A 25,579-nucleotide genomic window follows, 5' to 3' on the forward strand; every position below is an offset into this window, starting at 1 on the left:
TACGGCGGGGGAGCGGCGATTCTACCGCCCCCGCCGCCGGTGACGGTCAGCGCATCGTCACGTGGCCGTCGCGGCATTCATCGATGTCGCTCTGGTCCATCTTCGCGTAGGGCTTGAACTCGGGAATGGCGGCGGCCAGCTGCTGCTGGGTGGCAAGCATGGCCGGCAGCCGGTCGCAGATCTTCGCCGCGCTTTCCTCCAGCTTCTTCGCCTCGGCGTCGACCCGCTTCTCGATCTGGTCGGTGTCGCCGGAGAGGATGCCCTTGAGTGCCTCGCCAGCGGCGCGGACGCCCAGGTTGGCGCCCTGCACGCCGATCTCGATGCCGGCCTCTGCCACCTGGATCACCTGCCCGCGGTATTCCAGCAGGAGCTTGCGCTGGGCATCGTCCACCGCGATCGTCCGGCCGTTGATCAGCAGGTCGCCGGCGGGCGAGATCTCGACCTTGGCGCCATTGTCGCTGGACACGCTGATGTTGTTTTCGGCCATTTCCTTGCGCGCCTTGTTGGTCGCTTCGCGGACTTTCTGGCCGATGCTGGCTTCGCCGAGCGGGTCGTCGGCCTGGGGGCGTTTGCCGCAGGCGACCACCGGCAGGCACAGCATCAGTGCGAACAGAGGGGCTTTGAGCTTGTTCATGTCAGTGCTTCCGTTGCTGGCAAGGAGGGATGGATCAATGCTTCTTCGGCAGCTCGACGGCGCCGCGGATGCCCGAATGGTCGACCGATCCGCTGCCGGTGCGTTGCACCTGCAGGCTGCCGGCATCGCGCACGCGCAGGTCGCCCGAACCCAGTGTGCCCAGGGTCACCGCGCCGCGGACGGTGCCGACGTCGACATCGCCCGAGCCGATGCTGGCGATGTCCACGCTGCCCTGCACGTCATGCAGTTCCAGGTCGCCCGAGCCGATGCTGCCGACCTTGGCATCGCCGCGCACGCGGTCGACGCGGACATCGCCTGAGCCGATCGAGACCACATGCAGCGCGCCGACGTTGTCCAGCTCGATGTCGCCCGAGCCGACCGCGGCGGTGGCCAGTCCCTTGATGTCGCGCGCCTTCACGTCGCCGGAACCGACATCGGCGCTCATCGCCTGCGCGCCGCCAAGCGAGGCGTCGCCCGAGCCGACCTTGAGCTGGACCATCACCTCGTCCGGCAGCGTGCCGCCGATGTCCAGCCAGGCGTAGCTGGAGCCGAAGTTGATGTTCATGCCGCGGCTCTCGCGCTGCAGGCGGACGACGAGCTTGTCGCCGAGCTTCTCCTGGGTGAGCGACAGCTGGCCGAGCAGTTCCTGGCTGGAGGCGCAGGCGCGGCCGGACAGCGCGGCGCGTGCGCCGGGCGAGGCCTGCAGCTTCAGGTCGTGGCTGTTGACCTCGAAGACCACGGCCTTGACGCCGGCCAGTTCCAGCTCCAGCGCCTTGGGTTGGCTGAACTTGCAGTGCTCGTCGGCCAAGGCCAGGCCCGGCAGCAGGGCCAGGACGAACAGCAGGGGCTTGATCGTTGCGTGCTTGATGTCCATCGGGTTCCTCGAAATCGCGGCGGGGACGGTGAGAGTGGTCAGATGTCGTCGCGGCGCTGGCGCAGCCAGATCGCGGCGGCGATGAACAGGGCGCCGACCACCACGCCGATCCAGAGCTCGGGATTGGCCAGCCCGGCCAGCTGCACGCCGGGCGAGAAGCCCTGCAGCATGGATTTCACCGACTCGCCGGTGGGCGCCGGGTTGCGATAGGCCAATTCGATGCCCGGGGTGGCGCTGAGCAGCAGGCGGCTCACCACATGTCCCCAGAACCAACCGCTGTTCATGCCGAACAGTTTCATCAGGTCGAACCAGCTGACGATGACGCCGGCGAACACCGGCAGCATCACCGCCCACAGGAACGGCTTGCTCCTGGCCCAGGCCGAGCACAGCAGCAGCCAGCCCGCGGTGGGCAGCGCCCACAGTGCATAGACCGGGATCCAGGCCAGGTGGCTGGCGGCGATCGAGAACGGGTTGGACGAGGCCCAGATCAGGGTGATCGGGTTGCCGCCGTGGAACAGCACCACCAGGCTGATGATGACCATGAAGCCGAACATGGTCACGATGGCGGCGGCCACCGCCAGCAGCGGGGCGATGACCAGCGCGCCGACCAGCTTGGACAGCACCGTCTGCGTGTCGGAGACCGGCATCGACTTCCAGAACAGCACGCTGCGGTCGCGGCGGTCGTCGTACAGCGCGCCCAGGCAGTAGAAGAACACCACGAAGGCCAGGGTGATGAACGGCCAGGCCGAACTGAGCAGCAGGGTGACGTTCATGCCCTCGCCGAACTTGACCATGTCCGCCGGCGTCATGTGCTGGGTCAGCATGCCCAGGTCCAGGCCATTTACGTTGACGCCGTTGATGTGCAGGTCGCCGTTGTCGGCGGCGCGATGGGCCGCGAACAGGCCGGCGACGATCGCCATCAGCGACAGCAGCAGCGAGATGCCGCCGGCCACCAGCGGCGCGCGTAGGAAGCCGCCGCGGTTTTCCCAGTATTCGCGCTTGAGCAGCCACTTGAACTTGCCCAGCGGGGTGATGTGGTGGACGGCGTTCATGCGTAGGTTCCCTTCATGATGGCCACGAACAGGTCGGCGAGGCCGGGGTTGCGGGTTTCGCCCAGGGCGTCGAGCTGGTTGCGGTCGGCGCCGTCGTAGAGCAGCACGGTCTTGCCGAACGGCAGCGAACGCTCGTCGATGGGGGCCAGCTCGCGCGCGGCCTGCAGGGCGTCGGCCGAAGCCAGCAGCTCGGTGTAGCGCTCGGACACGCTTTCCATGTCGGCCGAAAGCACGATCCTGCCGTCGCGGATGAACAGCACGTCGGTGAGGATGTGCTCGATCTCCTCGACCTGGTGGGTGGTGATGATGATCGTCTTCTGCTCGTCGAAGTAATCCTCCAGCAGGCGCTGGTAGAACTCCTTGCGGTAGAGGATGTCCAGGCCCAGGGTCGGCTCGTCCAGTACCAGCACGCGGGCGTCGATGGCCATCACCAGCGCCAGGTGCAGCTGCACCACCATGCCCTTGGACAGCTCGGATACGCGCTGCTTCGGCTGCAGCTTGGTGTTGGCGAGGAAGCGCTCACAGCGGGCGCGGTCGAAGCGCGGGTGCACGCCGGCGACGAAATCGATGGCTTCCTTGACCCGGATCCAGCGCGGCAGCACCGCCACGTCGGCGATGAAGCAGACATCGTTCATCAGCGCGTTGCGCTGGGTGCGCGGGTCCATGCCGAGCACGTGCAGGTCGCCCTCGAACGAGGTCAGGCCGAGCAGGGCCTTGAGCGCGGTGGTCTTGCCGGCGCCGTTGGGGCCGATCAGGCCGACGATGCGGCCCGGCGCGATGGTGAAGCTGGTGTTGTCCAGTGCCGGCTTCTGCTTGTAGGCCTTGCGCAGGCCCTGGGCGGAAACGACGGCTTCGACGGCGGCATTCATGGTGTGGTCCCCGATGGCAGCAGATCTTCCAAGGTCAGGCCCAGACGCTGGATGCGCTCCAGCACGCCGGGCCACTCTTCATTGAGAAAGCGGTCACGCTCGCTGCCGCGCAGTTTGCGCGCGGCCTCCTCGGTCATGAACATGCCCAGGCCGCGGCGCTTCTCGACCAGGTTCTCGTCGGCCAGTTCCTGGTAGGCGCGCGAGACCGTGATCGGGTTCAACTGGTATTCGGCGGCCACCTGGCGCACCGAGGGCAGGGCGTCGCCCGGCTTGAGGATGCCGTCCAGCATCATCGCGATGACGCGATCCTTCAGCTGGCGGTAGATGGGAGCGCCATCGCTCCACTGGATATCGCTCATGGTCAGCTCCGTGGATTCAGCGACTGTGCGAATGAGAAGTAGGGCAGGGAAAGGCTGGTCCGCATCCGCCGGATGGGGCGCCTGCTCTTCTCCTGCGCGTTGGCCTCCTGCTCTTCGCCGGTGGTCCCGGCGGCATAATCCTGGGCCGAGCCACGGCCGGCAGGCAGGGACAGCGTGCAACCGATCAGCAACAGCGTGCCGGCAGCGGTGAGTGCCGGGAAAAGATGTCGGTGGTGGCTTCGGTTCATGGCGGTCCCCCTGTGTAGGGTGGCTGGTGTTGTATGCAACTATAACACCGACACGCCGACATGCAACTCCCCCGTAACCCAACTGATGGCCTAGTCTGCAGACGACACAGGCCCATGCTCAGGAGAACTCCGATGTCCATTCGCAAATATCTGATTGGAATGGCATTTGCCATGTCCATGGTGGGGGCGGCCGGTGCCGCCGAGGGTGCGCTGCTGGACCGCGACTACCGCCCGCTGGCCGGAAAAGACCCCGTGAACCTGAACCGCGAATATGGCGGCAAGGTGCTGCTGGTGGTGAACACCGCCTCCAAGTGCGGTTACACGCCGCAGTACGAGGGGCTGGAAGCCCTGCACCAGGAGCTCGGCGGGCGCGGTTTCGCCGTGCTGGGCTTCCCGTCCAACGACTTCAAGGGACAGGAGCCGGGCAGCGAGGCGGAGATCCAGGAGTTCTGCACGCTGACCTACGGGGTGAAGTTCCCCATGTTCCAGAAGGTGCATGTGACCGGTCCGGAGACCACCCCGCTGTACCAGGACCTCACCCGCCTGACCGGCGTGGCGCCGGGCTGGAACTTCCATAAATACCTGATATCGCGCGATGGCCGGGTGGTGGCGCAGTTCGCCAGCAAGGTGCGGCCGGACGACCCGGAACTGCGCGCGGCGATCGAGCGCGAGCTTGCCAGGCCGGCGCCGCATCACCATTGAGGAACGTAGCGGCGCACCGCCTCGACATCGCCGGTGCGCATGCGACAATGACGCCCCTCGCGCCGATGGCGGCGTCTGTTCACTTCCAGGAAAGCAGCGAATGAAGATGGGAAAGCGCGGCGCCATGGCGTCGCTTCTGATTCTGGCGATGGCGGTCCCCGCGGCCGTGATCGCGCAACAACCCGCCGCCCCCGCGGCCACCAAGGAGAAGTCCGTTTTGACCTCGGAACGTGAAAAAGTCGGCTATGCCATCGGCGTGGACGTCGCCAGTTCGTTCGAACCCATCGCCTCGGAAGTCGACGTCGCCGCGCTGCGCCGCGCCGTGGAGAACGCCTTCGCCGGCGGCCAGCCGCTGCTGTCGCAGGAAGAAGCACAGAAGACCGACCAGGCCCTGCGCATGGCGATGATGGCCCGTTCCGGCCAGCAGGTGCCGGGCATGGCGCCGGGCAGCCAGCCGCCGGCGGTGGACCGCCAGAAGGTCGGCCTGATGCTGGGCAGCTATGCCGTCGGCCCGTCGCTGGCGCCGATCAAGAGCGAGATCGACCTGGACGCGACCTTCCAGGCCATCGCCACCATTTTCGCCAAGGGCACGCCGCTGATGGACCGCCAGCAGGCGCAGTCCACCCTGCAGGCCTTCAGCACCGCCAAGCAGGCCGCCGCCGCCGGCAAGAACCGCGAGGAGGGCAACGCCTTCCTGGCAAAGAACAAGACCCAGCCGGGCGTGGTCACCACCGCCTCGGGCCTGCAGTACCAGGTGCTGCGCGCCGGCAGCGGCGAGCGCCCGGTGGCGAGCAGCCGCGTGCGCGTGAACTACGAAGGCAAGCTGCTGGACGGCACCCCGTTCGACAGCAGCTATGAGCGCGGTCAGCCGGCCGATTTCGGCCTGGACCAGGTGATCAAGGGCTGGACCGAGGGCGTGTCGCTGATGCCGGTCGGCTCCAAGTACCGCTTCTGGGTTCCGTCCGAACTGGCCTACGGCAGCAATGGCACCCCGGGCGGCCCGATCGGTCCGGACGCGACGCTGACCTTCGACGTCGAGCTGCTGGGCATCCTGCAGTAAACCCAACGGAGCCACTGCACCTATGCGCGTTGCGATTTTCGGTACCGGCTATGTGGGACTCGTCACCGGGACCTGCCTGGCCGAGGTGGGGCACGACGTGGTCTGCGTCGACATCGACCAATCCAAGGTCGATGGCCTGAACCGGGGCATCATCCCGATCTATGAGCCGGGGCTGGAGCCGATGGTCAAGGCCAACCATGCCGCGTCGCGGCTGGCCTTCACCACCGACGCCGCCACCGCGATCGCGCATGGGCAGGTGGTCTTCATCGCGGTCGGTACGCCGCCGGACGAGGACGGCAGTGCCGACCTGCAATACGTGCTGGCCGTGGCCCGCACCATCGGCCGGTACCTGCAGGTGCCGACCGTGGTGGTCAACAAGTCGACGGTGCCGGTGGGCACCGCCGACCGTGTGCGCGCGGCGATCGCCGAAGAGCTGGCCGCGCGCGGCGTGGAGATCGCCTTCGACGTGGTTTCCAACCCCGAATTCCTCAAGGAAGGCGATGCGGTGGCCGACTGCATGCGCCCGGACCGCATCATCATCGGTGCGACCAGCGAGGAACCGGTGGCGGTGATGCGCCGCCTGTACGCACCGTTCAACCGCAACCACGACCGCGTGGTGGAAATGGACGTGCGTTCGGCCGAGCTGACCAAGTACGCCGCCAACGCGATGCTGGCGACCAAGATTTCGTTCATGAACGAGATCGCCAACATCGCCGAGCGCGTCGGCGCCGATATCGAGCAGGTCCGCCAGGGCATCGGCTCGGACCCGCGCATCGGCTGGCATTTCATCTATCCCGGCGCCGGCTACGGCGGCTCGTGCTTCCCCAAGGACGTGCAGGCGCTGGCCCGCACCGCCCTGCAGCATGGCCACACGCCGCGCCTGCTCGACGCCGTGGAAGCGGTGAACGAGGCGCAGAAGGGACACCTGTTCGAACTGGTCCAGCGCCACTACGACCGTGGCGAGGACGAGGGCGTCCGCGGCAAGACCTTCGCGGTGTGGGGGCTGGCGTTCAAGCCCAACACCGACGACATGCGCGAAGCCTCCAGCCGCCGCCTGCTGGTGCAGCTGTGGGAAGCCGGCGCGCGCGTGCGCGTCTATGACCCGGAAGCGATGCACGAGGCGCGCCGCATCTTCGGCGAGCGCGAGGATCTGGTGTTCTGCGAATCGGCGTTCGATGCGCTGGAAGGTGCCGATGCGCTGGTCGTGGTCACCGAGTGGAAGCAGTTCCGCAGCCCCGATTTCGTGCGCATCCATCAGGCCCTGGGCGATGCCGTGGTGTTCGACGGCCGCAACCTGTACGACCCGCGCGAGATCGAGGCGGCCGGACTGGCCTATTACGGCATCGGCCGGGGGCGTTCACTGCATGTCTGACCTGTTGCCGAGCGCCCGTGAGCAGGCGCTGGAAGACCGCCTGGTGGAACTGGAGATGCGCGTGTCCTTCCAGGAGCAGGCGCTGGCCGAACTGAGCGAGGCCCTGGCCGACGCGCGCATGCAGGGCAGCCGCAACGCCGACGTGCTGCGCGTGCTGCTCGAGGACCTGGGCAAGGTCCGCAATGCGCTGAACGCCTCCGATCCGGCGAGCGAGCCGCCGCCCCCGCACTACTGATACGACGTACCGCAAGCATGAGTGACACTCTCCGCGATCAGCTCCTGGGGCTGGGTTTCAAGCCCGCGCCCAAGCCGGAGCGCAAGCCCGACACCCGCCGCGACGGCCGCCCGCAGGGCAAGCCGGGGCAGGCCCGTCCGCAGGCCGGCAACAAGCCCGGCAACAAAACCGGCCATGCCGGCAGGCCCGCGCACGGCAACAAACCCGCGCATGGCGGCCCGCAAGGCCCGCGCAAGCCGCGCTCGCAGGAAGATATCGACCTGGCCAAGGCCTATGCGATCCGCGCGCAGAGGGAGAAGGACGAGCGCATCGAGGCCGAGCGCCAGAAGCAGGAAGAAGCGCGCCTGCGCCGCGAGGCGAAGGCGAAGCTGGACGAGCTGCTCAAGGACAAGGCGCTGAACATCGCCGACGCCGACATCGCCCGCCACTTCCCCTATGGCGGCAAGATCAAGCGCATCTACGTCACCGCCGACCAGCTCAAGGCGCTCAATGCCGGACAGCTGGGCGTGCTGCAGCAGAACGGGCGCTACCTGCTGGTGACGGCCGAGCTGCTGGCCGAGGCGGAGGCGATCTTCGCCCCGGCCGTGGCGCTGAAGATCGACCCCGACGCGCCGATCGAAGACGACCCCTACGCCGACCCGATGTACCAGGTGCCGGACGATCTGGTCTGGTAAGCCGGCCCCCGCGGGAGCGCGCCAAGGTGCGCTCCTATGCGGATGCCTTCCTTTCCGGCACGAAGCAGAACGCGATCGCCGCACCGGCCAGGGCAAAGCAGCCGCCGGCGATGAAGGCGACCTTGCCGTCGCCGAAGTGCCACAGCTGGCCGGCGATCAGCGCGCCTAGCACGCCGCCCAGTCCCGACGAGAATCCGTAGAACAGCCCCTGGCCGTGGCCGTTGAGGTTGCCGGGGAAGTAGCGCGCCAGCAGTTGCATCGCCGAGGCGAAGAACGCGGCGAAGCCCAGGCAGTGGGTGGCCTGTGCCACCAGCATCACCGGAATGTTCTCCGGCCACAGCGCGGTGGCCCACCAGCGCAGCGCCGCGCTGGCCATGGAAATGATCAGCAGCCAGCTGGCGTCCCAACGCCGGAAGAAACCGGCGATCAGGAAAAACACCGCCACCTCGAACACCACGCCCACCGTCCACATCAGGCCCAGCAGCGAAGTGCTGTAACCGTGCTGGTCCATGTACAGCGAGAAGAACGTGTAGTACGGCCCGAACGAGAGCTGCTCGAGGAAGGCAGCGGCAAAGAACGCCAGTACCGGCGGCCGCCGCACGATCGCCCAGAAGCCCTGCACATGCGCGGCATGGGTGCCAACATGGCGGGCGTAGCGGTTGAGGAAGGACGCGCCGGTCATCAGTACGAACAGCGGCAGCATCAGCCACGGCAGCACGCCGGCGCCGTGCCGCTCGATCACCCAGCCGAACAGCGTCACCACCGCGATGAAGCCCAGCGAGCCCCATACCCGGATCATGCCGTAGCGGTGGCTGTCGCTGCCCAGGTGGGTGAGGGTGATGGACTCGAACTGCGGCATCACCGCGTTGTAGAAGAAGCAGAACCCGATCATTACCGCGTACAGCGTCCACAACGGTTGCGGCAGCAGGAAGCCGGCGAAGCTGATCACCGTCAGCACGCAGCCGATGCGCAGCCAGCGGATCGGTTTGGGCGACACTGCCGCCAAGGAAGTCCAGGTGCTGGGCGCGACCACGCGGGTGGCGTACCACAGGCTCATCATCACGCTGATCGCGGTCACGCCCATGCCGCGCGACTGCAGGTACAGGCTCCAATACGGAGTGAACGCGCCCAGCGCGGCGTAGTAGAAGAAATAGAAACTGGACAGCCGGGCGACGGGGACCGGCGATCGGGATGCGGCAACGGAAGTCATGGGCGTGCGCGTGGGGGCGCGGGAGGACAGGGCGCGGTGATTGCCGCGGTGCCTATTGTGCCCTGTAGCCATGGGGATGGCGGCGGGAGGGGCATTCGGCAAACGCTTCCAACGCCTGCAAGGACTCGGTGCGGAGGTCGCCTGTGACCCTCTGTAGGGAAAGTCTGATTCGACTGGAACTGTGCGCTACTGCCCAATGTGTGCATCCCCGCGCTCATAGCCTCGCTTTTGCCTGATGACAGGCCTTGAGGGGAGTGACATGAAACAGTGGATCAAGAAGATGACCGCGTTTGGCGTGCTTGCCTCTGCCACGGCGGGAGGCGTCGCGAGCGCGGCGCCGACCTGCGAGAACCTCTGCTATCGAATCTACAAAAACTGCATCGCCAATGGTGGTGATCAGGGCATGTGCAGGGCCGAGTACGAGAGCTGCGTCGAGTTCTGCAGCAAATAACCTCTTGAGGAGCACGGCATGAAACAGTGGATCAAGCGTATCGGCGCATTGGGATTTCTGTCGATGTCCGTCTTCGGCGGCGTCGCGGCCGGGGCGGATTGCGAACGGCCCTGCTGGTATGCCTACCAGAAGTGCATCGGCCAGGGGAACGACCAGAATCAATGCTTCGAGGTCTATCTCGACTGCGTCGATACCCGCTGCAACGGCACCCCGTAAAAACAAGCCCCGCCATGTGCGGGGCTTGTTCTTCGAGCGCCTGGGTTCGCGCTGCGGTATCGAGGCGGGCTGGTGGATCGGCCCTTGTGGGCGTCCATCGGTCCGAGATTCCGGTGCCGGCGTTCGCGCCGGGAGCGTGGAACGAATCTCGCCGATGGCGCCGGGTCAGTGCTTCGCTTCGGCGTTCCAGGCGGCGACCTTGGCCTTGGTCCCGGCGAGCATGGCGTCCAGTGCGGCACGGTCGTAGACCTTGCCGCGCATCACCACGGTGTCGATGGCGCGGGTCGCGCTGATGTCCTGCAGCGGGTTGCGCTCCAGCAGCACCAGGTCGGCAGCCTTGCCGGCCTCGATGGCGCCGTAGCGGTCCAGCTTGCCGAACCAGGCAGGGCCGTTGCGGGTGGCCGCGACCAGCACCTGTGCCGGGGTCAGGCCTTCGCGCACGTACAGGGCCATTTCATTGTGCAGGCCGATGCCGGGGTAGTTGTAGGAGTTGAGGAAACCAGCATCGGTGCCGGCCATGATGCGCACGCCGGCTTCCTGCAACAGGGGCAGCACGGTGGCGACCTGCGCATAGCGTTCGTGACGGGCCTGGATCTGCTCCGGCGTGGCCTTGGCCGCGCGTTCCACGCGCCAGGTGTAGGTGTCGCGCAGGCCCGGGCCGATGTAGGCCAGGTACGGGTCGTTGGCGTGCGGTTCGGCATCGAGGAAGCTGAGGATGCGGCCGCCATCGAGCGTGGGGGTGACCGCCACGCCGAGTTCGGCGAAGTGGCGATAGGCTGCCATCGCGGTATCGCGGTCGAAACCGATGTGCAGGCGACGGCTGGCTTCGGCACGGTCGATGCGGCCGGCGGCCAGGTCGGCGGTGATCCTGGCTTCATCCGGGATGCCGGCCTGGAACGCATAGTCCAGGTGCTCGATGGAACTGAGTCCGGCGTCGACGGCCTGTTCGACGGTCAGCGCCATCGGGATGTGGCCGGAGGTGCGCAGGCCGCGTTTCTTGGCCTCGGATACTGCGTACAGGAACAGTTCCGGCTTCAGCGTGCTATCGGTGATCTTGACGAAATCGACCTTGTCACGCTGTTCGCGGTCCAGCGCGGCGTCGACGCCGGCCTCGTCGCCGGCCTCGATGGTGCCCTTCCACACCGGGTTGATGCCTTCGATCTTGGCGCCGGAGGTGAACAGCTGCGGGCCGAACAACTGGCCGCTGGCGATCTGCCCGCGCCAGGACAGCACCTGCTCGGGCAGGTCGCCGGAGGCGTCGCGCACGGTGGTGATGCCATGCGCCACGTACAGCGGCAGCAGCGCCTTGTTTTCCTCGACCAGGGCCGGGCCGCCGCCGAAGTGCACGTGCATGTCCCACAGGCCGGGAATCAGGTAGTGGTCTCTGGCGTCGATGGTCGTGCCGGCGCGCCACTGCCTGGCCAGTGCCTTGTCGTCGCCCACGGCCACGATCTCGTCGCCGCGGATCGCCACCGCCTGGCCGGGCAGGGTACGGCCATGCTCGACATCGACGACGGTGGCGTGGCGGACCAGCACGTCGGCGCTGGAGCGCGCGGCCAGCGCCGGCGGTGCCAGCACGAGCAGGGAGGACAGGGCGAGGGAAAGCGTGGTTTTCATCGGTGGGTTCCAGTGGCGTGCGGCGGGCCGCACAACGGAGAGAGGGATCAGCGGGCGCCGGCGTCGGCCAGCATGTGTTCGATGGCGGCCTGTCGGCGCTGGCGGGCGTGCTGCAGCGGGGTGATGCCTTCGCGGTCGGCCAGATTCGTATCGGCCCCGGCATCGATCAGCAGGCGCACGATGTCCTGGTGGCGGGCGCCGCCATCGCCGAGGATGATGGCCTCCAGCAGGGCGGTCCAGCCCAGGCGGTTGACGTGGTCCACATCGACACCGGCGTCGATCAGCGTGCGCACTGTGTCCACGTGGCCGCGTTCGGCGGCCGGGATCAGCGCGGTGCCGCCGTAGCGGTTGGTGCTGCGCAAGTCGGCGCCGTGGGCCAGCGTCATCCGCAGGATTTCGAGCTGGCCGCTGGCGCCGGCGTACAGATAGGCGCTGTCGCTGATCGCGTCCTTGGCGTTGACATCGGCACCGGCGTCGATCAATGCCCGCGCCGCTTCGGTCTGCCGCCCATGGACGGCGGCCAGCAGCGGTGTGCGGCCCCTGGCGTCGCGGGTGCGGGTATCGGCGCCCTGGGCGAGCAGGGCGCGTACCGCCTTCGCATCGCCGGATTCGGCGGCCTGGAACAACGGCTGCGCCAAGGAAGGGGCGCTGGCGGCGGAGCACGACGCCAGCATGGCCGTGGCCAGTACCTGCGCGGTGATCCAATGTCGAGCGGACATCGCCTGCCTCCTGTTTCTGCAGCGTGCGGACGCGCCCGCGGGGCGCATCGTGATCGCGGGCGTTTGCGCCCGGCCGGCGTCGATGCTACAAGCCGTCTCTTCCATCCAGAAATGAAATGTAACGATGGAGATCAGTCCGAAATCGAATAGAGCGCTGTTCGACCTCGATCTGCTGCGCGCGCTGGTGACGGTGGCCGATTGCGGCAGCTTCACCGCGGCGGCGGCGCGCCTGCATTCCACCCAGTCCACCATCAGCCAGAAGGTGCGGCGCCTGGAGGAACTGGCCGGGCACCGCCTGCTCGACCGCGGCGTGCGCGACGTGCGTCCCACCGACACCGGCGAGACCGTGCTGGGCTATGCGCGGCGCCTGCTGGCGCTGAACGAGGAACTGGGCGAGGCGCTGTCCGGCGCAGGCGTGGCCACCACTCTCCGCCTTGGCGTGCCGGAGGATTTCGCCGGCGGACGCACCACGCACCTGCTGGCCGACTTCAACCGGCTGCACCCGCGGGTGAAGCTGGAGGTGAGCAGCGGCTTGAGCCGCGCGCTGGGCGAGGGCTACGATCGCGGCGAGCTGGACCTGGTGCTGGTCAAGCAGCGCCGCGGCAGCCGCGAGGCGCTGGCCTGCTGGCCCGAGCCGATGCGCTGGATCGACAGTGCAGCCAGTCCGGCGTTCGCGCTCGATCCGGTGCCGCTGGTGGCCTTTCCGCCGCGGGGGTTGTACCGCGAGGACATGATCGACGCGATCGAGGCGCTGGGCCGGCGCTGGCGCATCAGCTTCACCAGCTCCAGCCTGGGCGGCATCCAGGCGGCTGTGGCCGATGGCCTGGGCATCAGCCTGCTGCCGGCGCGCACGGTGACGCCGGCGCACGTGGTGCTGGGTGTGGAAAGCGGGCTGCCGGAGATCGACAGCATCGAACTGGCGATCCTGATGCGGCCTTCCGCCGATCCCGAGGTGCGGGTGCTGGCCGACATGCTGGTGGAGATGCTGGGCCAGTCGCAGGGCGAGGAACGGGTGGGGAGGAACGAGGAACGAGGGAAGGCAAAGGTTGTCGGCGGGGGCGTTTGATCCACGTATCAGCCATAGGGCGATTGACCCGCCTTCCGGGCTGTTGAAAAACACCTCCGCCCGCGCAGGAATGACGAGCTGGAGGGCAGGGGCTGCCGCAGGTGCGGGACTTCACCGGGAAAGTCCGATGAGGAGCAAGGCCCGCAGCTACGGGAGCAATCGCATCGCTCGCGCAGAATCGATCAGGTGGCGTCCTGCACGAACTGGCCGCGGCGGATGATGCGGCGGCGGCACGGCACGCCGGCCACGGCGGCCGCGGCATTGGGCGCGTCGAGCACCAGGAAAGTGGCCTCGTTGCCGGCGGCCAGGCCATAGCCCTGCAGGCCGATCACCCGCGCGCCGGCGCCGGTGGCCATCTTCAGCGCCATGCACAGCTCCTCGTCGGTATAGAACCCGGAGCGGTAGCCGAGCAGCATCGCCCGCTGCAGCATGTCGCCGTTGCCGTAGGGCCACCATGCGTCGCGGATGTTGTCGTTGCCCATGAACACTTCCACGCCGGCCGCGCGCAGGCGGCGCACCGGCGGGAACGGGCGGTCGCCCGGGGCATTGGTCATGATCGCCACGCCGGCATCGGCCAGCACGGCGGCGATGCGGTCCACCTGCGCCTGGTCCACCTCGCCCAGCGAATAGGCATGGCTGACCGCCACGCGCCCCTTCATGCCGAGCGCGCGGGTGCGTTCGGCGATGCGCCGCAGTTGCTCGATGCCGCCCAGGCCGGGTTCGTGCAGGTGGATGTCGACCTTGACGCCGTGGCGCTCGGCGATGCCGAACACGACGTCGAGCTGGCCCCTGCTGTCGCCGTCCAGCGTGTCCGGGTCGATGCCGCCGATCACCTGCGCGCCTTCGCGCATCGCCGCGTCCAGTACCTCGGCCGTGCCGGGACAGGACATCACGCCGGCCTGCGGGAACGCGACCAGTTCGATATCGACGATGCCGCGCCAGCGTTCGCGCACCGCGCTCACCGCCTGCAGATTGTCCAGGCCGGTGGTGGCGTCGACATCGACATGGCTGCGCATCGCCACGGTGCCGAATGCGGCCGCCTGCGCGACCAGTGCGTCGGCACGCTCGACGATGGATGGCGCGGCGGCCAGTTCCTGCTTCTCGATGGCCAGGCGCTCGCGCAGGGTCTGTGCCGAACGGTGCGGATGCCAGCGGTCGCCGACGAAGCTCTTGTCCAGGTGGATGTGGCCATCGACGAAGCCTGGCAGCACCAGCTGGCCGCCCAGGTCGACCAGCGCCGCGCCTTCGGTGCGCGGCAGGTTCGGGCCGATGGCGGCGAAACGGCCGCCGGCGACGGCCAGTTCCAGGGGCTGGCCGTCGGGGCCGACGGCGTTGATGAAGAGTTGGTCGACCATGGCGGCTTCGTGGGGGCGGATCGGGCTGCCACGATAGGCCCGGCACCTGTCCACCGGAAATGAAGTATCGCGATGGGGCCCATTCGTCCCGGCACTGGCCGTTGGTTGGCGCGGACCCGTGCGGCGGAGTCGGGCGGAAGCCGGCTCGAGATTGCTGTCAGCCCGGAGGCGTCCGCACGCCGCGCCGGACGCCGGTCACCTGCAGCGCACGCGACCGTGACTTCACTTCCCCGCAGCGGTTTTCATGCGGGATGGTGGCCCAGGTTGGAAGCTGCGCCGCGAGGAAACGAGGCACCGGTTCGTGCAGCGCGTCGCCACGCATCCGGGTTTCCCCGCATCTGCGAGGCGCCTTTTCATTCAGGGTCGTAGTCCAGATTCGAAGCCAGCCACCTCTCCGCCTGCGCCCGGTCCACGCCCTTGCGCCGCGCGTAGTCGGCCACCTGTTCCTTGGACACGCGGCCGACCACGAAGTATTGGCTCTGCGGATGGCTGAAGTAGTAGCCGGACACCGCTGCCGCCGGCAGCATCGCGAAGCCTTCGGTCAGGAGCATGCCGGCATTGCGTTCGGCATCGAGCAGGTCGAACAGCATGCGCTTCTCGCTGTGTTCCGGGCAGGCCGGGTAGCCGGGTGCGGGGCGGATGCCGGCGTACTGCTCGGCGATCAATGCCTCGTTGTCCAGCGCCTCGTCCGTGGCATAGCCCCAGTACTCGGTGCGCACGCGGTGGTGCAGGCGCTCGGCCAATGCCTCGGCCAGGCGGTCGGCCAGCGCCTTGAGCAGGATCGCGTTGTAGTCGTCGAACTCGGTGCGGAAGCGTTCCAGGTGGGGCTCGATGCCGAGCCCGGCGGTGACCGCGAAACCGCCGATCCAGTCCTGCTTGCCGCTGTCTTCCGGGGCGATGAAGTCGGCCAGGCAGAAGTCGGGGCGTTCGGCGGGCTTGTCGACCTGCTGGCGCAGGAAGTGCAGGGTGGTGGATTCGCCACCACGCTCGATGACCACGTCGTCGCCGCGGCTGTTGGCCGGCCACAACGCGAACACCGCCTTGGCCGTCAGCCACTTTTCCCTGATGATCCGGTCCAGCAGCGCCCGCGCATCCGCGTACAACTCGGTGGCCTGCGGGCCGACGATCTCGTCGGTCAGGATCGCCGGGAATTTGCCGGCCAGCTCCCAGGCACTGAAGAACGGCGACCAGTCGATGAATGGCAGCAGGTCGTCCAGCGGCCAGTCCTCGAACACGTGCAGGCCGGGCTGCTTCGGCGCAGGTGGCGTGTATCGCGTCCAGTCGCAGGTGAAGCGCTGGCCGCGCGCGTGGTCCAGCGACACCAGCCGCTTGGCGTCGCCGCGGTTGCGGTGGCGCTGGCGGATATCGGCGTAGTCGGCCTCGTTGGCGGCGACGAACGGGCCGCGCAGCTCATCGGAGATCAGCGACTGCGCCACGCCGACCGCGCGCGATGCGTCCTTCACCCAGATCGTCGGCGATTTGTAGTGCGGGTCGATCTTCAGGGCGGTATGCGCGCGCGAGGTGGTGGCGCCGCCGATCATCAGCGGGATGCTCAGGTTCTGCCGCTGCATCTCGCGGGCGACGTGGCTCATCTCTTCCAGCGACGGGGTGATCAGGCCGGATACGCCGATCAGGTCGGCGTTCTCGGCCAGCGCGGTGTCGATGATCTTCTGCGCCGGCACCATCACGCCGAGGTCGATCACCTCGAAGTTGTTGCAGGCCAGGACCACGCCGACGATGTTCTTGCCGATGTCGTGTACGTCGCCCTTGACCGTGGCCATGACGATCTTGCCGTTGCTCTTGCCGACGTCGCCGGTGCGCAGTTTCTCGGCCTCGATGAAGGGCAGCAGGTAGGCCACCGCCTTCTTCATCACCCGCGCCGACTTGACCACCTGCGGCAGGAACATCTTGCCGGCGCCGAACAGGTCGCCGACCACGTTCATGCCGTCCATCAACGGGCCTTCGATCACGTCCAGCGGACGCGCGGCCTGCTGCCGCGCTTCCTCGGTGTCTTCCTCCACCCATGCGTCCAGCCCCTGCACCAGCGCATGCGCCAGGCGCTCGCGCACCGGCTTCTGGCGCCAGCCCAGGTCCTCGGTCTTCTTCTCGCCCTTCTTGCCCTTGTAGCGTTCGGCGATTTCCAGCAGGCGCTCGGTGCCGTCCTTGCGGCGGTTGAGGATCACGTCCTCCACGCGCTCGCGCAGTTCCGGGTCGAGCTGGTCGTAGATCGGCAACGCGCCGGCGTTGACGATGCCCATGTCCATGCCCGCCCTGATCGCGTGGTACAGGAACACCGAATGGATCGCCTGGCGCACGGTCTCGTTGCCGCGGAAGGAAAACGACACGTTCGACACGCCGCCGGACACGTGGCAGCGGGGCAGCGTGCGCTTGATGATGCGGGTGGCTTCGATGAAGTCCACCGCGTAGTTGTCATGCTCCTCGATGCCGGTGGCGACGGCGAAGATGTTCGGGTCGAAGATGATGTCCTGCGGCGGGAAGCCGACCTGCTCGACGAGGATGCGGTAGGCGCGGGTGCAGATTTCCACCTTGCGCGCGCAGGTGTCGGCCTGGCCGTCCTCGTCGAAGGCCATCACCACCGCGGCGGCGCCGTAGCGGCGCACCAGCTTCGCGTGTTCGATGAAGGCCGCTTCGCCTTCCTTGAGCGAGATCGAATTGACCACGCTCTTGCCCTGCAGGCACTTCAGGCCGGCTTCGATCACGCTCCATTTCGACGAATCCACCATCACCGGGATGCGGGCGATGTCCGGCTCGGACATGATCAGGTTGAGGAAGCGGGTCATCGCCTTCTCGGAATCGATCAGGCCCTCGTCCATGTTGACGTCGAGGATCTGCGCGCCGCTGGCGACCTGCTGGCGCGCCACGTCCACCGCTTCCTCGTAGCAGTCTTCCTTGATCAGTTTCTTGAACTGCGCGCTGCCGGTGACGTTGGTGCGCTCGCCGACGTTGATGAACAGCAGGTCGGGGGTGATGACCAGCGGTTCCAGCCCGGACAGGCGGGTGTAGGGCGTGGTGTTCATGCGGCCTGCTCCTGCGTTTGCGGCAATGCGCGCGGCGGCACGCCCGCCACCGCCCCGGCGATCGCCTTGATGTGCGCCGGGGTGGTGCCGCAGCAGCCGCCGACCAGGTTCAGCAGGCCGGAGGTTGCGAACTCCTTCAGCGTGGCGGCCATTTCCTCCGGCGTCTCGTCGTACTCGCCGAACGCATTGGGCAGGCCGGCGTTGGGATGGGCGCTGACGTAGCCGCTGGACACCTGCGCCAGCGTTTCCACGTGCGGGCGCATGTCAGTCGCGCCGAGCGCGCAGTTGAAGCCGATCGACAGCGGCTGGCCGTGCGCGACCGATGCGTAAAAGGCTTCGGCGGTCTGCCCGGACAGGGTGCGGCCGGAGGCGTCGGTGATGGTGCCGGAGATCATCACCGGCAGGCGCGCGCCGCGCGCGTCGAAGGCTTCCTCGATGGCGAACAGCGCGGCCTTGGCGTTGAGCGTGTCGAAGATGGTTTCCACCATCAGCGTATCGGCGCCGCCGTCGATCAACCCGTCGATGGCCTCGCGGTAGGTCGTGCGCAGTTCGTCGAAGCTGGTGTTGCGGAAGCCCGGATCGTTGACGTTCGGGCTGATCGAAGCGGTGCGGCTGGTCGGGCCGAGCACGCCGATCACGAAGCGCGGTTTTTCCGGCCGGTCGTTGGCTAGATCGTCGGCTTCGACGGCGTCGCAGCACCGCCGCGCCACCTGCGCGCCGGCCTTGTTCAACTCATAGACCAGGTGCTGGAGGTGGTAGTCGGCCTGGCTGACCGAGGTGGCGTTGAAGGTGTTGGTTTCCACCAGGTCGGCGCCGGCTTCCAGATAGGCCGTGTGGATGCCGGCGATGATCTCCGGCCGGGTCAGCAGCAGCAGGTCGTTGTTGCCCTTCAGGTCATGGCCGCAGCCGGGACCATGGACGTGGCTGCTGTCGAAGCCCTCGGCGAAACGCTGCCCGCGATAGTCGGCTTCCTCCAGCCCATGGCGCTGGATCATCGTGCCCATGGCACCGTCGATGACCAGGATGCGCTGTTCGAGGGCGCGCAGCAGCTTGGCGACGCGTTCGGGGTGGAGCCAGGGGAGGGCGTGCATGGGCGGACCGTGACGTGGAATCGGGGAGGGGAGGGAGGCGCGCGCCGGGCTTCAGGACCGATGGGCGATCAGCGAGATCACCTCGAAATGCGGCGGGCGCTTCTCGCGGGTGACGGTTTCCAGGCTGGACACTTCCAGCCCGGCCTTCTCGACGAACCTGCGCAGATCCTTGCCGGTGAAGCCGAGGTTGACGTGGCCGTAAGCCTCCACTGCCGCCTTGTGCTCGTGGCGGGCCAGGCTGCACAGCATCAGCCGTCCACCGGGGCGCAGCACGCGCGCGCCTTCGGCCACGGCCTTGGCCGGGTGGCTGGCGTAGGTGAGGGCATGCATCAGCACCACCAGGTCGAAGCTGCCGTCGTCGAACGGCAGCTTGTGCATGTCGCCCTCGCGTACTTCCACGTTGGGCAGTTTGCGCAGGCGCTCGCTGGCCGCGGCGACCACGCGCGCGCTGGTGTCGACGCAGACATAGCGTTGCGCGTGCGGGGCCAGCAGTTCGGCCAGTACGCCGTCGCCAGAGGCGATGTCGAGTACGTCGCCGGTTTCCAGCAGCGGCAGCGCGCTGCGCGCCAGCGCCTCCCAGGTGCGGCCCGGGGAGTAGTGGCGCTCCATGTCGCCGGCCACGCTGTCGGCCCAGTTCTGGTCGGCGGCGCGCATCGCCAGCACCGCGGGCACGCGCTCGGCATCCTGGCGCAGCAGCGGGTCGTCGCTGCCGTTGCTCAGGGCATGCCACAATGCGCGCTGCGCCGGATCCAGCGCGGCCTCGTCGAAGCGATAGTAGGCCGACACGCCGGCGCGGCGGTCGCGCACCAGCCCGGCTTCCTTCAGCCGGGCCAGATGGGTGGATACGCGCGGCTGTGCCAGCGTGGTGATGGCCGACAGTTCGGCCACGGTCAGCTCTTCCTGTTCCAGCAGCGTCAACAGGCGCACGCGGGTGGCGTCGGCGAACACCTTCAGGCGGGTCGACCAGTCTTCCAGATCCATAAATATCTACCTATCGCGATATAGAGATATTCTCGGTCGGACGGGGCGATGCGGTCAAGGCGCGCATGGGCGGAGGCGGTCGCGATGGTTACAATCGCAACTTCGTAACGCCCTGGGAGGGGTGCAGTGGATTTCAGCTTTTCCGACGAACAACTGATGCTGCAGGATGTCGCCCGCCGCATCGCCCAAGAGAAGATCGCGCCCAGCGCCGAACACCACGATGCGACCGGCGAATACCCGCTGGAGAACATCCGCCTGCTCGGCGAGAACGGCCTGATGGGCATCGAGGTGCCGGTCGAATACGGCGGTGCCGGCATGGACCCGGTATCCAGCGTGCTGGCGATCGTCGAGGTCTCCGCCGCCGACGCCGCGCATGCCACCATCATGTCGGTCAACAACTCGCTGTTCTGCAACGCCGTGCTCAGCCATGGCAGCGAGGAACAGAAGCAGCTGTACGTGCGCGCGATTGCCGAAGGCCGCGAGATCGGCGCCTTCGCCCTGACCGAATCGCAGTCCGGTTCCGACGCCACCGCCATGCGCTGCCGCGCGCTGAAGCAGGCCGACGGTTCCTACGTGATCAACGGCCAGAAGAGCTGGATCACCTCCGGCCCGGTGGCGCGCTACATCGTGCTGTTCGCGATGACCGACCCGTCGCAGGGCGCACGCGGCATCACCGCCTTCATGATCGACACCACCCGCCCGGGCTTTGGCCGCGGCAAGACCGAGCCCAAGCTCGGCGTGCGCGCCTCGGCTACCTGCGAGATCGAGTTCCAGGATTACGTGGCGCGCGCCGAGGATGTGATCGGCGCTGAGGGGCAGGGTTTCAAGATCGCGATGAGCCTGCTCGACTCCGGCCGCATCGGCATCGCCTCGCAGGCGGTGGGCATCGCCCGCGCGGCCTACGAGGCGTCGCTGGCCTATGTGCGCGAGCGCAAGTCCTTCGGCGCGCCGATCGGCAGCTTCCAGATGATCCAGGCCAAGATCGCCGACATGAAGTGCAAACTGGACGCGGCGCTGCTGCTGACCCTGCGCGCGGCATGGACCAAGGCCCAGGGGAAGAAGTTCTCAACCGAAGCCGCGGTGGCCAAGCTGACCGCCTCGGAAGCGGCGATGTGGATCGCCCACCAGGCCGTGCAGATCCACGGCGGCATGGGCTATTCCAAGGAAATGCCGCTGGAGCGCTACTTCCGCGACGCCAAGATCACCGAGATCTACGAAGGCACCAGCGAGATCCAGCGCCTGGTCATCGCCCGCAACGAGACCGGCGTGCGCTGACTCTGGCGGCGGGAGCGCCCCATGGTGCGCTCTGCAGAGTGAAAAACGAAGCCCCGGCATTGCCGGGGCTTCGTCGTTCCAGGGCTTGCAGCCGGATCAGCGATCCTGCTGCACCGTACGCACCTTGTGCTGCTCGATGAACTGCCTGGACTGTTCGTCCAGCCTGTCGCCGAGCACGCGGCGCACGGTGACGAAGAACAGCGGGATCAGCAGCACGCCGATGACGGTGGCGAACAGCATGCCGCCGATGACGCCGGTGCCCAGCGAGTGGCGGGCGTTGGCGCCGGCGCCGGTGGAGATGGCCATCGGCAGCACGCCCAGGATGAACGCGAACGAGGTCATCAGGATCGGGCGGAAGCGCAGGTGCGCCGCTTCGATGGCGGCCTCGCGCAGGGTCTTACCGGCGGCGCGCTGCTCCACCGCGAACTCCACGATCAGGATCGCGTTCTTCGCGGCCAGGCCAATGACCGTCACCATGCCGATCTTGAAGTACAGGTCGTTGGGCAGGCCGCGCAGCATCGAGAACACCACCGCGCCGAGGATGCCGACCGGCACCACCAGCAGCACCGAGACCGGGATCGACCAGCTCTCGTACAGCGCGGCAAGGCACAGGAACACCACCACCACCGACAGCACCATCAGCAGGGCGGCGGCGTTGCCGGCCAGGATTTCCTGGTAGGACATGCCGCTCCAGTCGTAGCCGAAACCGTTGGGCAGGTCGTTGTGGACCAGGTTCTCCATGGTCGCCATCGCCTGGCCGGAACTGCCGCCCGGCGCCGGCGAGCCGACGATGTTCACCGCCGAGTAGCCGTTGTAGCGGCTCAGCGCCGGCGGCGCGTAGATCCACTCGGACTTGACCACCGTGCTGAGCGGGATCATCGAGCGCTGGCCGTCGGCGTCCTTGCTCAGCGAACTGGGCACGTAGTAGCTGCGCAGCGATTCCGGGCCGGTGCGGTAGGCGGCGTCGGCCTGCATGTTCACGCGCTTGATGCGCCCGCCGTAGAAGAAGTCGTTGACGTAGACCGGCGCCAGCATCATCTGGATCGCGGTGTAGACGTCATTGACCGACACGCCCATGGCCTGGGCCTGCACACGGTCGACCTTCAGCTGCAGCTGCGGCGAGTTCTCCAGCGTATTGGGGCGCACCGCGACCAGCGACTTGTCGTTCGACGCCGCGCCGAGCAGGGTATTGCGCGCTTCCATCAGCGCATCCTGGCCGGCGCCGGCACGGTCCTGCAGCCACATGTCGAAGCCGCCGAACTGGCCCAGGCCCTGCACCGTCGGCAGGTTGACGAAGAACACCTGCGCGTCCTTGATGCCGACGAAGGCCATGCCGTTCATCTTCTGGATGAACTGCGGCGCGGTTTCCTTGCGGGCGTCCCAGTCCTTGAGGCGGATGAACGCCATGCCGACGTTCTCGCCCGAGCCGACGAAGCTGAAACCGGTGACCTGCATCATGCCTTCGAAGGACGGGTCGTCCTTCATCATTCCGTACAGCTGGTCGAACACCACGGTGGTGCGGCCCTTGGTCGCGCCCGGCGGCAGCTGCACGATGGCCAGCGCATAGCCCTGGTCCTCTTCCGGCAGGAAGCTGCCGGGCAGGCGGGTGAACAGGAAGCCGCACAGCACCACCAGCAGCGCGAACACCATCAGCCAGCGCGGGCTGTGCCTGATGACGCTGCCGACCGTGCCGACATAGCTCTTTTCGAGCTTGCCGTAGTACTTGTTGAAGGTGCGGTAGACCCAGTTCGGGTTGTCGTTGTGGGTTGGCTTGAGGAAGGCCGCGCACAACGCCGGGGTGAAGCTCAGCGCCAGCAGCGCCGAGAAGCCCATCGACATGGCGATGGTCAGTGCGAACTGCTTGTAGATCTCGCCCGAGGCGCCGGGCTGCATGGCGCTGGGGATGAACACCGCCGCCAGCACCACGGTGATCGCCACCACCGCGCCGGTGATCTGGCCCATCGCCTTCTGCGTGGCCGGCTTCGGGTCGAGCTTCTCCTCGCTCATGATGCGTTCGACGTTCTCGATCACCACGATCGCATCGTCGACCACGATGCCGATCGCCAGCACCATCGCGAACAGGGTCAGCTGGTTGATGGTGAAGCCGATCGCCAGCATGCCCATGAAGGTGCCGAGCAGGGCCACCGGGATGACCAGGGTGGGGATGATCGTGGCGCGGAAGTTCTGCAGGAAGACCAGCATCACCAGGAACACCAGCACGATGGCTTCCACCAGCGTATGGATCACTTCCTTGATCGAGATGGTGACGAAGGTGGTGCTGTCGAACGGGGTGAACCAGCTCACGCCCGGCGGGAAGCTGGGGGCGAGGTCGTCCATCTTGGCGCGCACCGCCTTGGACACGTCCAGGGCGTTGGCGCCGGGCAGCAGCTGGATGGCGAAGGCGGCCACCGGCTTGCCGTTGTAGCGCGTGTCGAAGCCGTAGTTGGACGCGCCGAAGGCGACGCTGGCCACGTCCTTCAGCCGCACCACGCTGCCGTCGGCATTGGCCCGCAGGATGGTGTTCTCGAACTCCTCGGGCGTGCTGTAGCGGCCTTCGGCGGCGACGGTGGCGGTGAACGCCTGGCCGTTCGGGGCCGGGTCGCCGCCCACCGAACCGGCGGCGAACTGCAGGTTCTGCGTGCCGATGGCGTTGTACACGTCGGTGGCCGACAGGTGGTAGCCCTGCAGCTTCTCCGGGTTGAGCCAGATGCGCATGGCGTACTCGGAGCCGAACTGCTGGGTGCTGCCGACGCCGGGCACGCGCGAGATCTGGTCGAGCACGCGCGAACCGACGATGTCGTTGAGCGCGTCGCGGTCCACCGAGCCGTCGTCCGAGCGCACGCCGATGGCCATCAGGAAGCCGGCGTTGGCCTTGGCCACTACCACGCCCTGCTTGGTCACCTCGGCGGGCAGGCGCGGGGTGGCCAGCGCCACCTTGTTCTGCACCTGCACCTGGGCGATGTCGGCATTGGTGCCGCTGTCGAAGGTCAGGGTGATGCTGACACGGCCGGTCGAGGACGAAGACGAGCTGAAATAGACCAGGTTGTCGATGCCGGTCAGCTGCTGCTCGATCACCTGGGTGACCGATTTCTCGGCGGTGGCGGCGCTGGCGCCGGGGTAGGTGGCGCTCACCGTGACCTGCGGCGGGGCGACGCTGGGGTAGGACTCCACGCCCAGGTTGAGGATCGAGATCACGCCGCCCAGCGAGATCAGGATGGCCACCACCCAGGCGAATACCGGGTGTTCGATGAAGAATTTAGGCATGACGGATTCCCGGTTCCCTTACTTGGCCGGCGCCGGCGCGGCGGGCCTGGTGGCGGGCTGGGCGGCGGCCGGCTGCCACGGCGAGGGCTTGGCCGGAGCGCCTTCCTTGACCTTCTGCACGCCCGAGACGATGACCTTGTCGCCAGCGGCCAGGCCGGAGGAGACCAGCCAGTTGCCGTTCTGCTGGCTTTCCAGCGCCACGTCCTTGCGCGCCACGTTGCCGTCGCTGCCCACGACCAGCACATAGCCGCCGCGGGTATCGCGCAGCACGGCCTGCTGCGGGATCAGGAAGGCGTTGTTGCGCTCGCCCAGGTTGGCCTTGAAGCTGACGAACGAGCCCGGCAGCAGGGTGCGCTCGGGGTTGGGCAGCTGCGCGCGCAGCGAGACCGCGCCGGTGGCCGGGTCGACCGTGGTGGCCGAGAAGTCCAGCGTGCCCTCGTGGGTGTATGGCGTGCCGTCGGGCAGGTTGACCTGCACCGTGGTCTTGCCGTCGCCGGCCAGCGCCACCGCGCCCTTGGCCTGGGCGGCGCGCAGTGCGCTCAGTTCGTCGGCGGTCATCGAGAAATTGACGTACAGCGGGTCGATCTGGTCGACGGTGGTCAGCAGGGTCGCCTCGCCCTGGCCGACCAGCGCGCCCTCGGTCACCTGCTGCTTGCCGGCCACACCGGCGATGGGCGCGGTGACATTGGCGTAGCCCAGGCTGATGCGGGCGGTGGCCACCGCGGCCTGCGCCTGTTGCACGGCCGCCGCGGCGGTACGCTCGGTGGCCTCGGCGTTGTCCAGGTCCGACTTGGAGACATAGCTCTGCGGCGCCAGCGAGCGTGCGCGCTCGGCGGCGGTCCTGGCGTTGGCGTAGCTGGCGCGGGCCGAGGCCAGCGAGGCTTCGGCCGAGGCCAGCGAGGCGCGCAGTGGTGCCGGGTCGATCTGGAACAGCAGCTGGCCTTCCTTCACCGCGCTGCCTTCTTCATAGACGCGCTTGAGCAGCACGCCGGAGACCCGTGCGCGTACGTCGGCCGAACGGAATGGCGACAACCGGCCGACCAGCTCGCGCTGCAGCGGCAGGGTCTGCGGCTTGGCCTCGACGACACCGACGTCCGGCGGCGGCGGGGCGGCCTGTTCCTGTGGCTTCTTGCAGGCGGTCAGGCCCAGGGCCAGGGCGCCGGAGAGGGCGAGGATGCGGAGCGGGGAGGTCATCGGGGAAACTCCGAGGGTTGTTT

General features: G+C 67.7%; 23 protein-coding genes and 1 pseudogene. 9 read left to right on the forward strand and 15 right to left on the reverse strand.

Annotated elements, in window-relative coordinates; all coding sequences use genetic code 11:
* Positions 1 to 46: 46 nt before the first annotated feature.
* Genes AC1DGW_RS04900 through AC1DGW_RS04925 form a run of 6 tightly spaced genes read right to left on the reverse strand, consistent with a single transcriptional unit; the run spans position 47 to position 4,036 of the window.
* Complete coding sequence (locus AC1DGW_RS04900) at positions 47 to 634, reverse strand: DUF2884 family protein (protein ID WP_478020047.1); 588 nt, start codon at positions 632 to 634, stop codon at positions 47 to 49.
* A gap of 34 nt (positions 635 to 668) precedes the next feature.
* Positions 669 to 1,508, reverse strand: a complete 840-nt coding sequence (locus AC1DGW_RS04905) for a DUF4097 family beta strand repeat-containing protein (RefSeq protein ID WP_478020051.1) — start codon at positions 1,506 to 1,508, stop codon at positions 669 to 671.
* A 38-nt stretch (positions 1,509 to 1,546) separates the two neighbouring features.
* Positions 1,547 to 2,560 (reverse strand): hypothetical protein, encoded by a 1,014-nt coding sequence (locus AC1DGW_RS04910; protein WP_478020053.1) that lies wholly within the window; start codon positions 2,558 to 2,560, stop codon positions 1,547 to 1,549.
* Positions 2,557 to 3,429 (reverse strand): ABC transporter ATP-binding protein, encoded by an 873-nt coding sequence (locus tag AC1DGW_RS04915; protein WP_478020055.1) that lies wholly within the window; start codon positions 3,427 to 3,429, stop codon positions 2,557 to 2,559. Before AC1DGW_RS04915 ends, AC1DGW_RS04910 begins: the two co-directional genes overlap by 4 nt.
* Complete coding sequence (locus AC1DGW_RS04920; protein WP_478020057.1) at positions 3,426 to 3,788, reverse strand: GntR family transcriptional regulator; 363 nt, start codon at positions 3,786 to 3,788, stop codon at positions 3,426 to 3,428. The genes AC1DGW_RS04915 and AC1DGW_RS04920 overlap by 4 nt, the downstream gene beginning before the upstream one ends.
* Before the next feature lie 2 nt (positions 3,789 to 3,790).
* Positions 3,791 to 4,036 (reverse strand): hypothetical protein, encoded by a 246-nt coding sequence (locus tag AC1DGW_RS04925; protein WP_478020060.1) that lies wholly within the window; start codon positions 4,034 to 4,036, stop codon positions 3,791 to 3,793.
* A gap of 159 nt (positions 4,037 to 4,195) precedes the next feature.
* Here AC1DGW_RS04925 and AC1DGW_RS04930 point away from each other — a divergent pair, with 159 nt between their 5' ends.
* The 5 genes from AC1DGW_RS04930 (at position 4,196) to AC1DGW_RS04950 (ending at position 8,079) form a co-directional block, all read left to right on the forward strand.
* Positions 4,196 to 4,738 carry a glutathione peroxidase gene (locus AC1DGW_RS04930; protein ID WP_478020672.1) on the forward strand — a complete coding sequence of 181 codons (543 nt, stop codon included), beginning with the start codon at positions 4,196 to 4,198 and terminating at the stop codon, positions 4,736 to 4,738.
* Positions 4,739 to 4,838: 100 nt separating this feature from the next.
* Complete coding sequence (locus AC1DGW_RS04935; protein WP_478020062.1) at positions 4,839 to 5,798, forward strand: FKBP-type peptidyl-prolyl cis-trans isomerase N-terminal domain-containing protein; 960 nt, start codon at positions 4,839 to 4,841, stop codon at positions 5,796 to 5,798.
* Between the two features lie 22 nt (positions 5,799 to 5,820).
* Positions 5,821 to 7,170, forward strand: coding sequence for a UDP-glucose dehydrogenase family protein (locus tag AC1DGW_RS04940; protein ID WP_478020064.1), 1,350 nt, complete (start codon positions 5,821 to 5,823; stop codon positions 7,168 to 7,170).
* Positions 7,163 to 7,405, forward strand: a complete 243-nt coding sequence (locus tag AC1DGW_RS04945; protein WP_153190114.1) for a SlyX family protein — start codon at positions 7,163 to 7,165, stop codon at positions 7,403 to 7,405. The genes AC1DGW_RS04940 and AC1DGW_RS04945 overlap by 8 nt, the downstream gene beginning before the upstream one ends.
* A 17-nt stretch (positions 7,406 to 7,422) precedes the next feature.
* Positions 7,423 to 8,079, forward strand: a complete 657-nt coding sequence (locus tag AC1DGW_RS04950) for a DUF2058 domain-containing protein (RefSeq protein WP_478020067.1) — start codon at positions 7,423 to 7,425, stop codon at positions 8,077 to 8,079.
* A 34-nt stretch (positions 8,080 to 8,113) separates the two neighbouring features.
* Here AC1DGW_RS04950 and AC1DGW_RS04955 read toward each other — a convergent pair whose 3' ends face one another.
* Positions 8,114 to 9,289, reverse strand: a complete 1,176-nt coding sequence (locus AC1DGW_RS04955) for an MFS transporter (protein WP_478020069.1) — start codon at positions 9,287 to 9,289, stop codon at positions 8,114 to 8,116.
* Positions 9,290 to 9,548: 259 nt separating this feature from the next.
* On the opposite strand from AC1DGW_RS04955, the gene AC1DGW_RS04960 reads away from it, so the two are divergent.
* Positions 9,549 to 9,740 carry a hypothetical protein gene (locus AC1DGW_RS04960; RefSeq protein ID WP_478020071.1) on the forward strand — a complete coding sequence of 64 codons (192 nt, stop codon included), beginning with the start codon at positions 9,549 to 9,551 and terminating at the stop codon, positions 9,738 to 9,740.
* A gap of 18 nt (positions 9,741 to 9,758) precedes the next feature.
* Positions 9,759 to 9,956, forward strand: coding sequence for a hypothetical protein (locus AC1DGW_RS04965; RefSeq protein WP_478020073.1), 198 nt, complete (start codon positions 9,759 to 9,761; stop codon positions 9,954 to 9,956).
* Between the two features lie 165 nt (positions 9,957 to 10,121).
* Here AC1DGW_RS04965 and AC1DGW_RS04970 read toward each other — a convergent pair whose 3' ends face one another.
* Positions 10,122 to 11,573: an amidohydrolase family protein gene (locus AC1DGW_RS04970; protein ID WP_478020075.1), complete on the reverse strand. Its 1,452-nt coding sequence runs from the start codon at positions 11,571 to 11,573 to the stop codon at positions 10,122 to 10,124.
* A gap of 47 nt (positions 11,574 to 11,620) precedes the next feature.
* Positions 11,621 to 12,292, reverse strand: coding sequence for an ankyrin repeat domain-containing protein (locus tag AC1DGW_RS04975; protein ID WP_478020077.1), 672 nt, complete (start codon positions 12,290 to 12,292; stop codon positions 11,621 to 11,623).
* A gap of 124 nt (positions 12,293 to 12,416) precedes the next feature.
* Here AC1DGW_RS04975 and AC1DGW_RS04980 point away from each other — a divergent pair, with 124 nt between their 5' ends.
* Positions 12,417 to 13,358 (forward strand): LysR substrate-binding domain-containing protein, encoded by a 942-nt coding sequence (locus tag AC1DGW_RS04980; RefSeq protein ID WP_478020079.1) that lies wholly within the window; start codon positions 12,417 to 12,419, stop codon positions 13,356 to 13,358.
* A gap of 182 nt (positions 13,359 to 13,540) precedes the next feature.
* Here the strand turns inward: AC1DGW_RS04980 and AC1DGW_RS04985 are convergent, their stop codons facing one another.
* From AC1DGW_RS04985 to AC1DGW_RS05000, 4 genes are all read right to left on the reverse strand, one after another.
* On the reverse strand, positions 13,541 to 14,713 hold the full coding sequence (locus AC1DGW_RS04985) for an amidohydrolase family protein (protein ID WP_478020081.1): 1,173 nt from the start codon (positions 14,711 to 14,713) through the stop codon (positions 13,541 to 13,543).
* 353 nt (positions 14,714 to 15,066) lie between these two features.
* Entirely contained in the window at positions 15,067 to 17,751 is a 2,685-nt protein-coding gene (gene metH / locus AC1DGW_RS04990) for a methionine synthase (protein ID WP_478020083.1), read from the reverse strand.
* On the reverse strand, positions 17,748 to 18,842 hold the full coding sequence (locus AC1DGW_RS04995) for a homocysteine S-methyltransferase family protein (RefSeq protein ID WP_478020085.1): 1,095 nt from the start codon (positions 18,840 to 18,842) through the stop codon (positions 17,748 to 17,750). The genes metH and AC1DGW_RS04995 overlap by 4 nt, the downstream gene beginning before the upstream one ends.
* A gap of 51 nt (positions 18,843 to 18,893) precedes the next feature.
* Positions 18,894 to 19,823: an ArsR/SmtB family transcription factor gene (locus tag AC1DGW_RS05000; RefSeq protein ID WP_478020087.1), complete on the reverse strand. Its 930-nt coding sequence runs from the start codon at positions 19,821 to 19,823 to the stop codon at positions 18,894 to 18,896.
* A 126-nt stretch (positions 19,824 to 19,949) separates the two neighbouring features.
* Between AC1DGW_RS05000 and AC1DGW_RS05005 the strand changes: the two genes are divergently transcribed.
* Positions 19,950 to 21,098: an acyl-CoA dehydrogenase family protein gene (locus tag AC1DGW_RS05005; protein WP_478020090.1), complete on the forward strand. Its 1,149-nt coding sequence runs from the start codon at positions 19,950 to 19,952 to the stop codon at positions 21,096 to 21,098.
* Between the two features lie 96 nt (positions 21,099 to 21,194).
* Here the strand turns inward: AC1DGW_RS05005 and AC1DGW_RS05010 are convergent, their stop codons facing one another.
* The gene (locus AC1DGW_RS05010; RefSeq protein WP_478020092.1) at positions 21,195 to 24,362 is read right to left on the reverse strand and encodes a multidrug efflux RND transporter permease subunit; all 3,168 of its coding nucleotides are present in this window, start codon (positions 24,360 to 24,362) and stop codon (positions 21,195 to 21,197) included.
* 24 nt (positions 24,363 to 24,386) lie between these two features.
* Positions 24,387 to 25,556 (reverse strand): annotated as a pseudogene (locus AC1DGW_RS05015) (efflux RND transporter periplasmic adaptor subunit); the annotation flags it as partial.
* Positions 25,557 to 25,579: the final 23 nt, after the last annotated feature.

The sequence above is a fragment of the Stenotrophomonas sp. 05N423 genome (assembly GCF_056397145.1).

Excerpts from the sequence above, each read along its gene's own strand:
- AC1DGW_RS04900 (WP_478020047.1), bottom strand. The coding sequence starts at position 634 with ATGAACAAGCTCAAAGCCCCTCTGTTCGCACTGATGCTGTGCCTGCCG.
- AC1DGW_RS04905 (WP_478020051.1), bottom strand. The coding sequence starts at position 1,508 with ATGGACATCAAGCACGCAACGATCAAGCCCCTGCTGTTCGTCCTGGCC.
- AC1DGW_RS04910 (WP_478020053.1), bottom strand. The coding sequence starts at position 2,560 with ATGAACGCCGTCCACCACATCACCCCGCTGGGCAAGTTCAAGTGGCTG.
- AC1DGW_RS04915 (WP_478020055.1), bottom strand. The coding sequence starts at position 3,429 with ATGAATGCCGCCGTCGAAGCCGTCGTTTCCGCCCAGGGCCTGCGCAAG.
- AC1DGW_RS04920 (WP_478020057.1), bottom strand. The coding sequence starts at position 3,788 with ATGAGCGATATCCAGTGGAGCGATGGCGCTCCCATCTACCGCCAGCTG.
- AC1DGW_RS04925 (WP_478020060.1), bottom strand. The coding sequence starts at position 4,036 with ATGAACCGAAGCCACCACCGACATCTTTTCCCGGCACTCACCGCTGCC.
- AC1DGW_RS04930 (WP_478020672.1), top strand. The coding sequence starts at position 4,196 with ATGGCATTTGCCATGTCCATGGTGGGGGCGGCCGGTGCCGCCGAGGGT.
- AC1DGW_RS04935 (WP_478020062.1), top strand. The coding sequence starts at position 4,839 with ATGAAGATGGGAAAGCGCGGCGCCATGGCGTCGCTTCTGATTCTGGCG.
- AC1DGW_RS04940 (WP_478020064.1), top strand. The coding sequence starts at position 5,821 with ATGCGCGTTGCGATTTTCGGTACCGGCTATGTGGGACTCGTCACCGGG.
- AC1DGW_RS04945 (WP_153190114.1), top strand. The coding sequence starts at position 7,163 with ATGTCTGACCTGTTGCCGAGCGCCCGTGAGCAGGCGCTGGAAGACCGC.
- AC1DGW_RS04950 (WP_478020067.1), top strand. The coding sequence starts at position 7,423 with ATGAGTGACACTCTCCGCGATCAGCTCCTGGGGCTGGGTTTCAAGCCC.
- AC1DGW_RS04955 (WP_478020069.1), bottom strand. The coding sequence starts at position 9,289 with ATGACTTCCGTTGCCGCATCCCGATCGCCGGTCCCCGTCGCCCGGCTG.
- AC1DGW_RS04960 (WP_478020071.1), top strand. The coding sequence starts at position 9,549 with ATGAAACAGTGGATCAAGAAGATGACCGCGTTTGGCGTGCTTGCCTCT.
- AC1DGW_RS04965 (WP_478020073.1), top strand. The coding sequence starts at position 9,759 with ATGAAACAGTGGATCAAGCGTATCGGCGCATTGGGATTTCTGTCGATG.
- AC1DGW_RS04970 (WP_478020075.1), bottom strand. The coding sequence starts at position 11,573 with ATGAAAACCACGCTTTCCCTCGCCCTGTCCTCCCTGCTCGTGCTGGCA.
- AC1DGW_RS04975 (WP_478020077.1), bottom strand. The coding sequence starts at position 12,292 with ATGTCCGCTCGACATTGGATCACCGCGCAGGTACTGGCCACGGCCATG.
- AC1DGW_RS04980 (WP_478020079.1), top strand. The coding sequence starts at position 12,417 with ATGGAGATCAGTCCGAAATCGAATAGAGCGCTGTTCGACCTCGATCTG.
- AC1DGW_RS04985 (WP_478020081.1), bottom strand. The coding sequence starts at position 14,713 with ATGGTCGACCAACTCTTCATCAACGCCGTCGGCCCCGACGGCCAGCCC.
- metH (WP_478020083.1), bottom strand. The coding sequence starts at position 17,751 with ATGAACACCACGCCCTACACCCGCCTGTCCGGGCTGGAACCGCTGGTC.
- AC1DGW_RS04995 (WP_478020085.1), bottom strand. The coding sequence starts at position 18,842 with ATGCACGCCCTCCCCTGGCTCCACCCCGAACGCGTCGCCAAGCTGCTG.
- AC1DGW_RS05000 (WP_478020087.1), bottom strand. The coding sequence starts at position 19,823 with ATGGATCTGGAAGACTGGTCGACCCGCCTGAAGGTGTTCGCCGACGCC.
- AC1DGW_RS05010 (WP_478020092.1), bottom strand. The coding sequence starts at position 24,362 with ATGCCTAAATTCTTCATCGAACACCCGGTATTCGCCTGGGTGGTGGCC.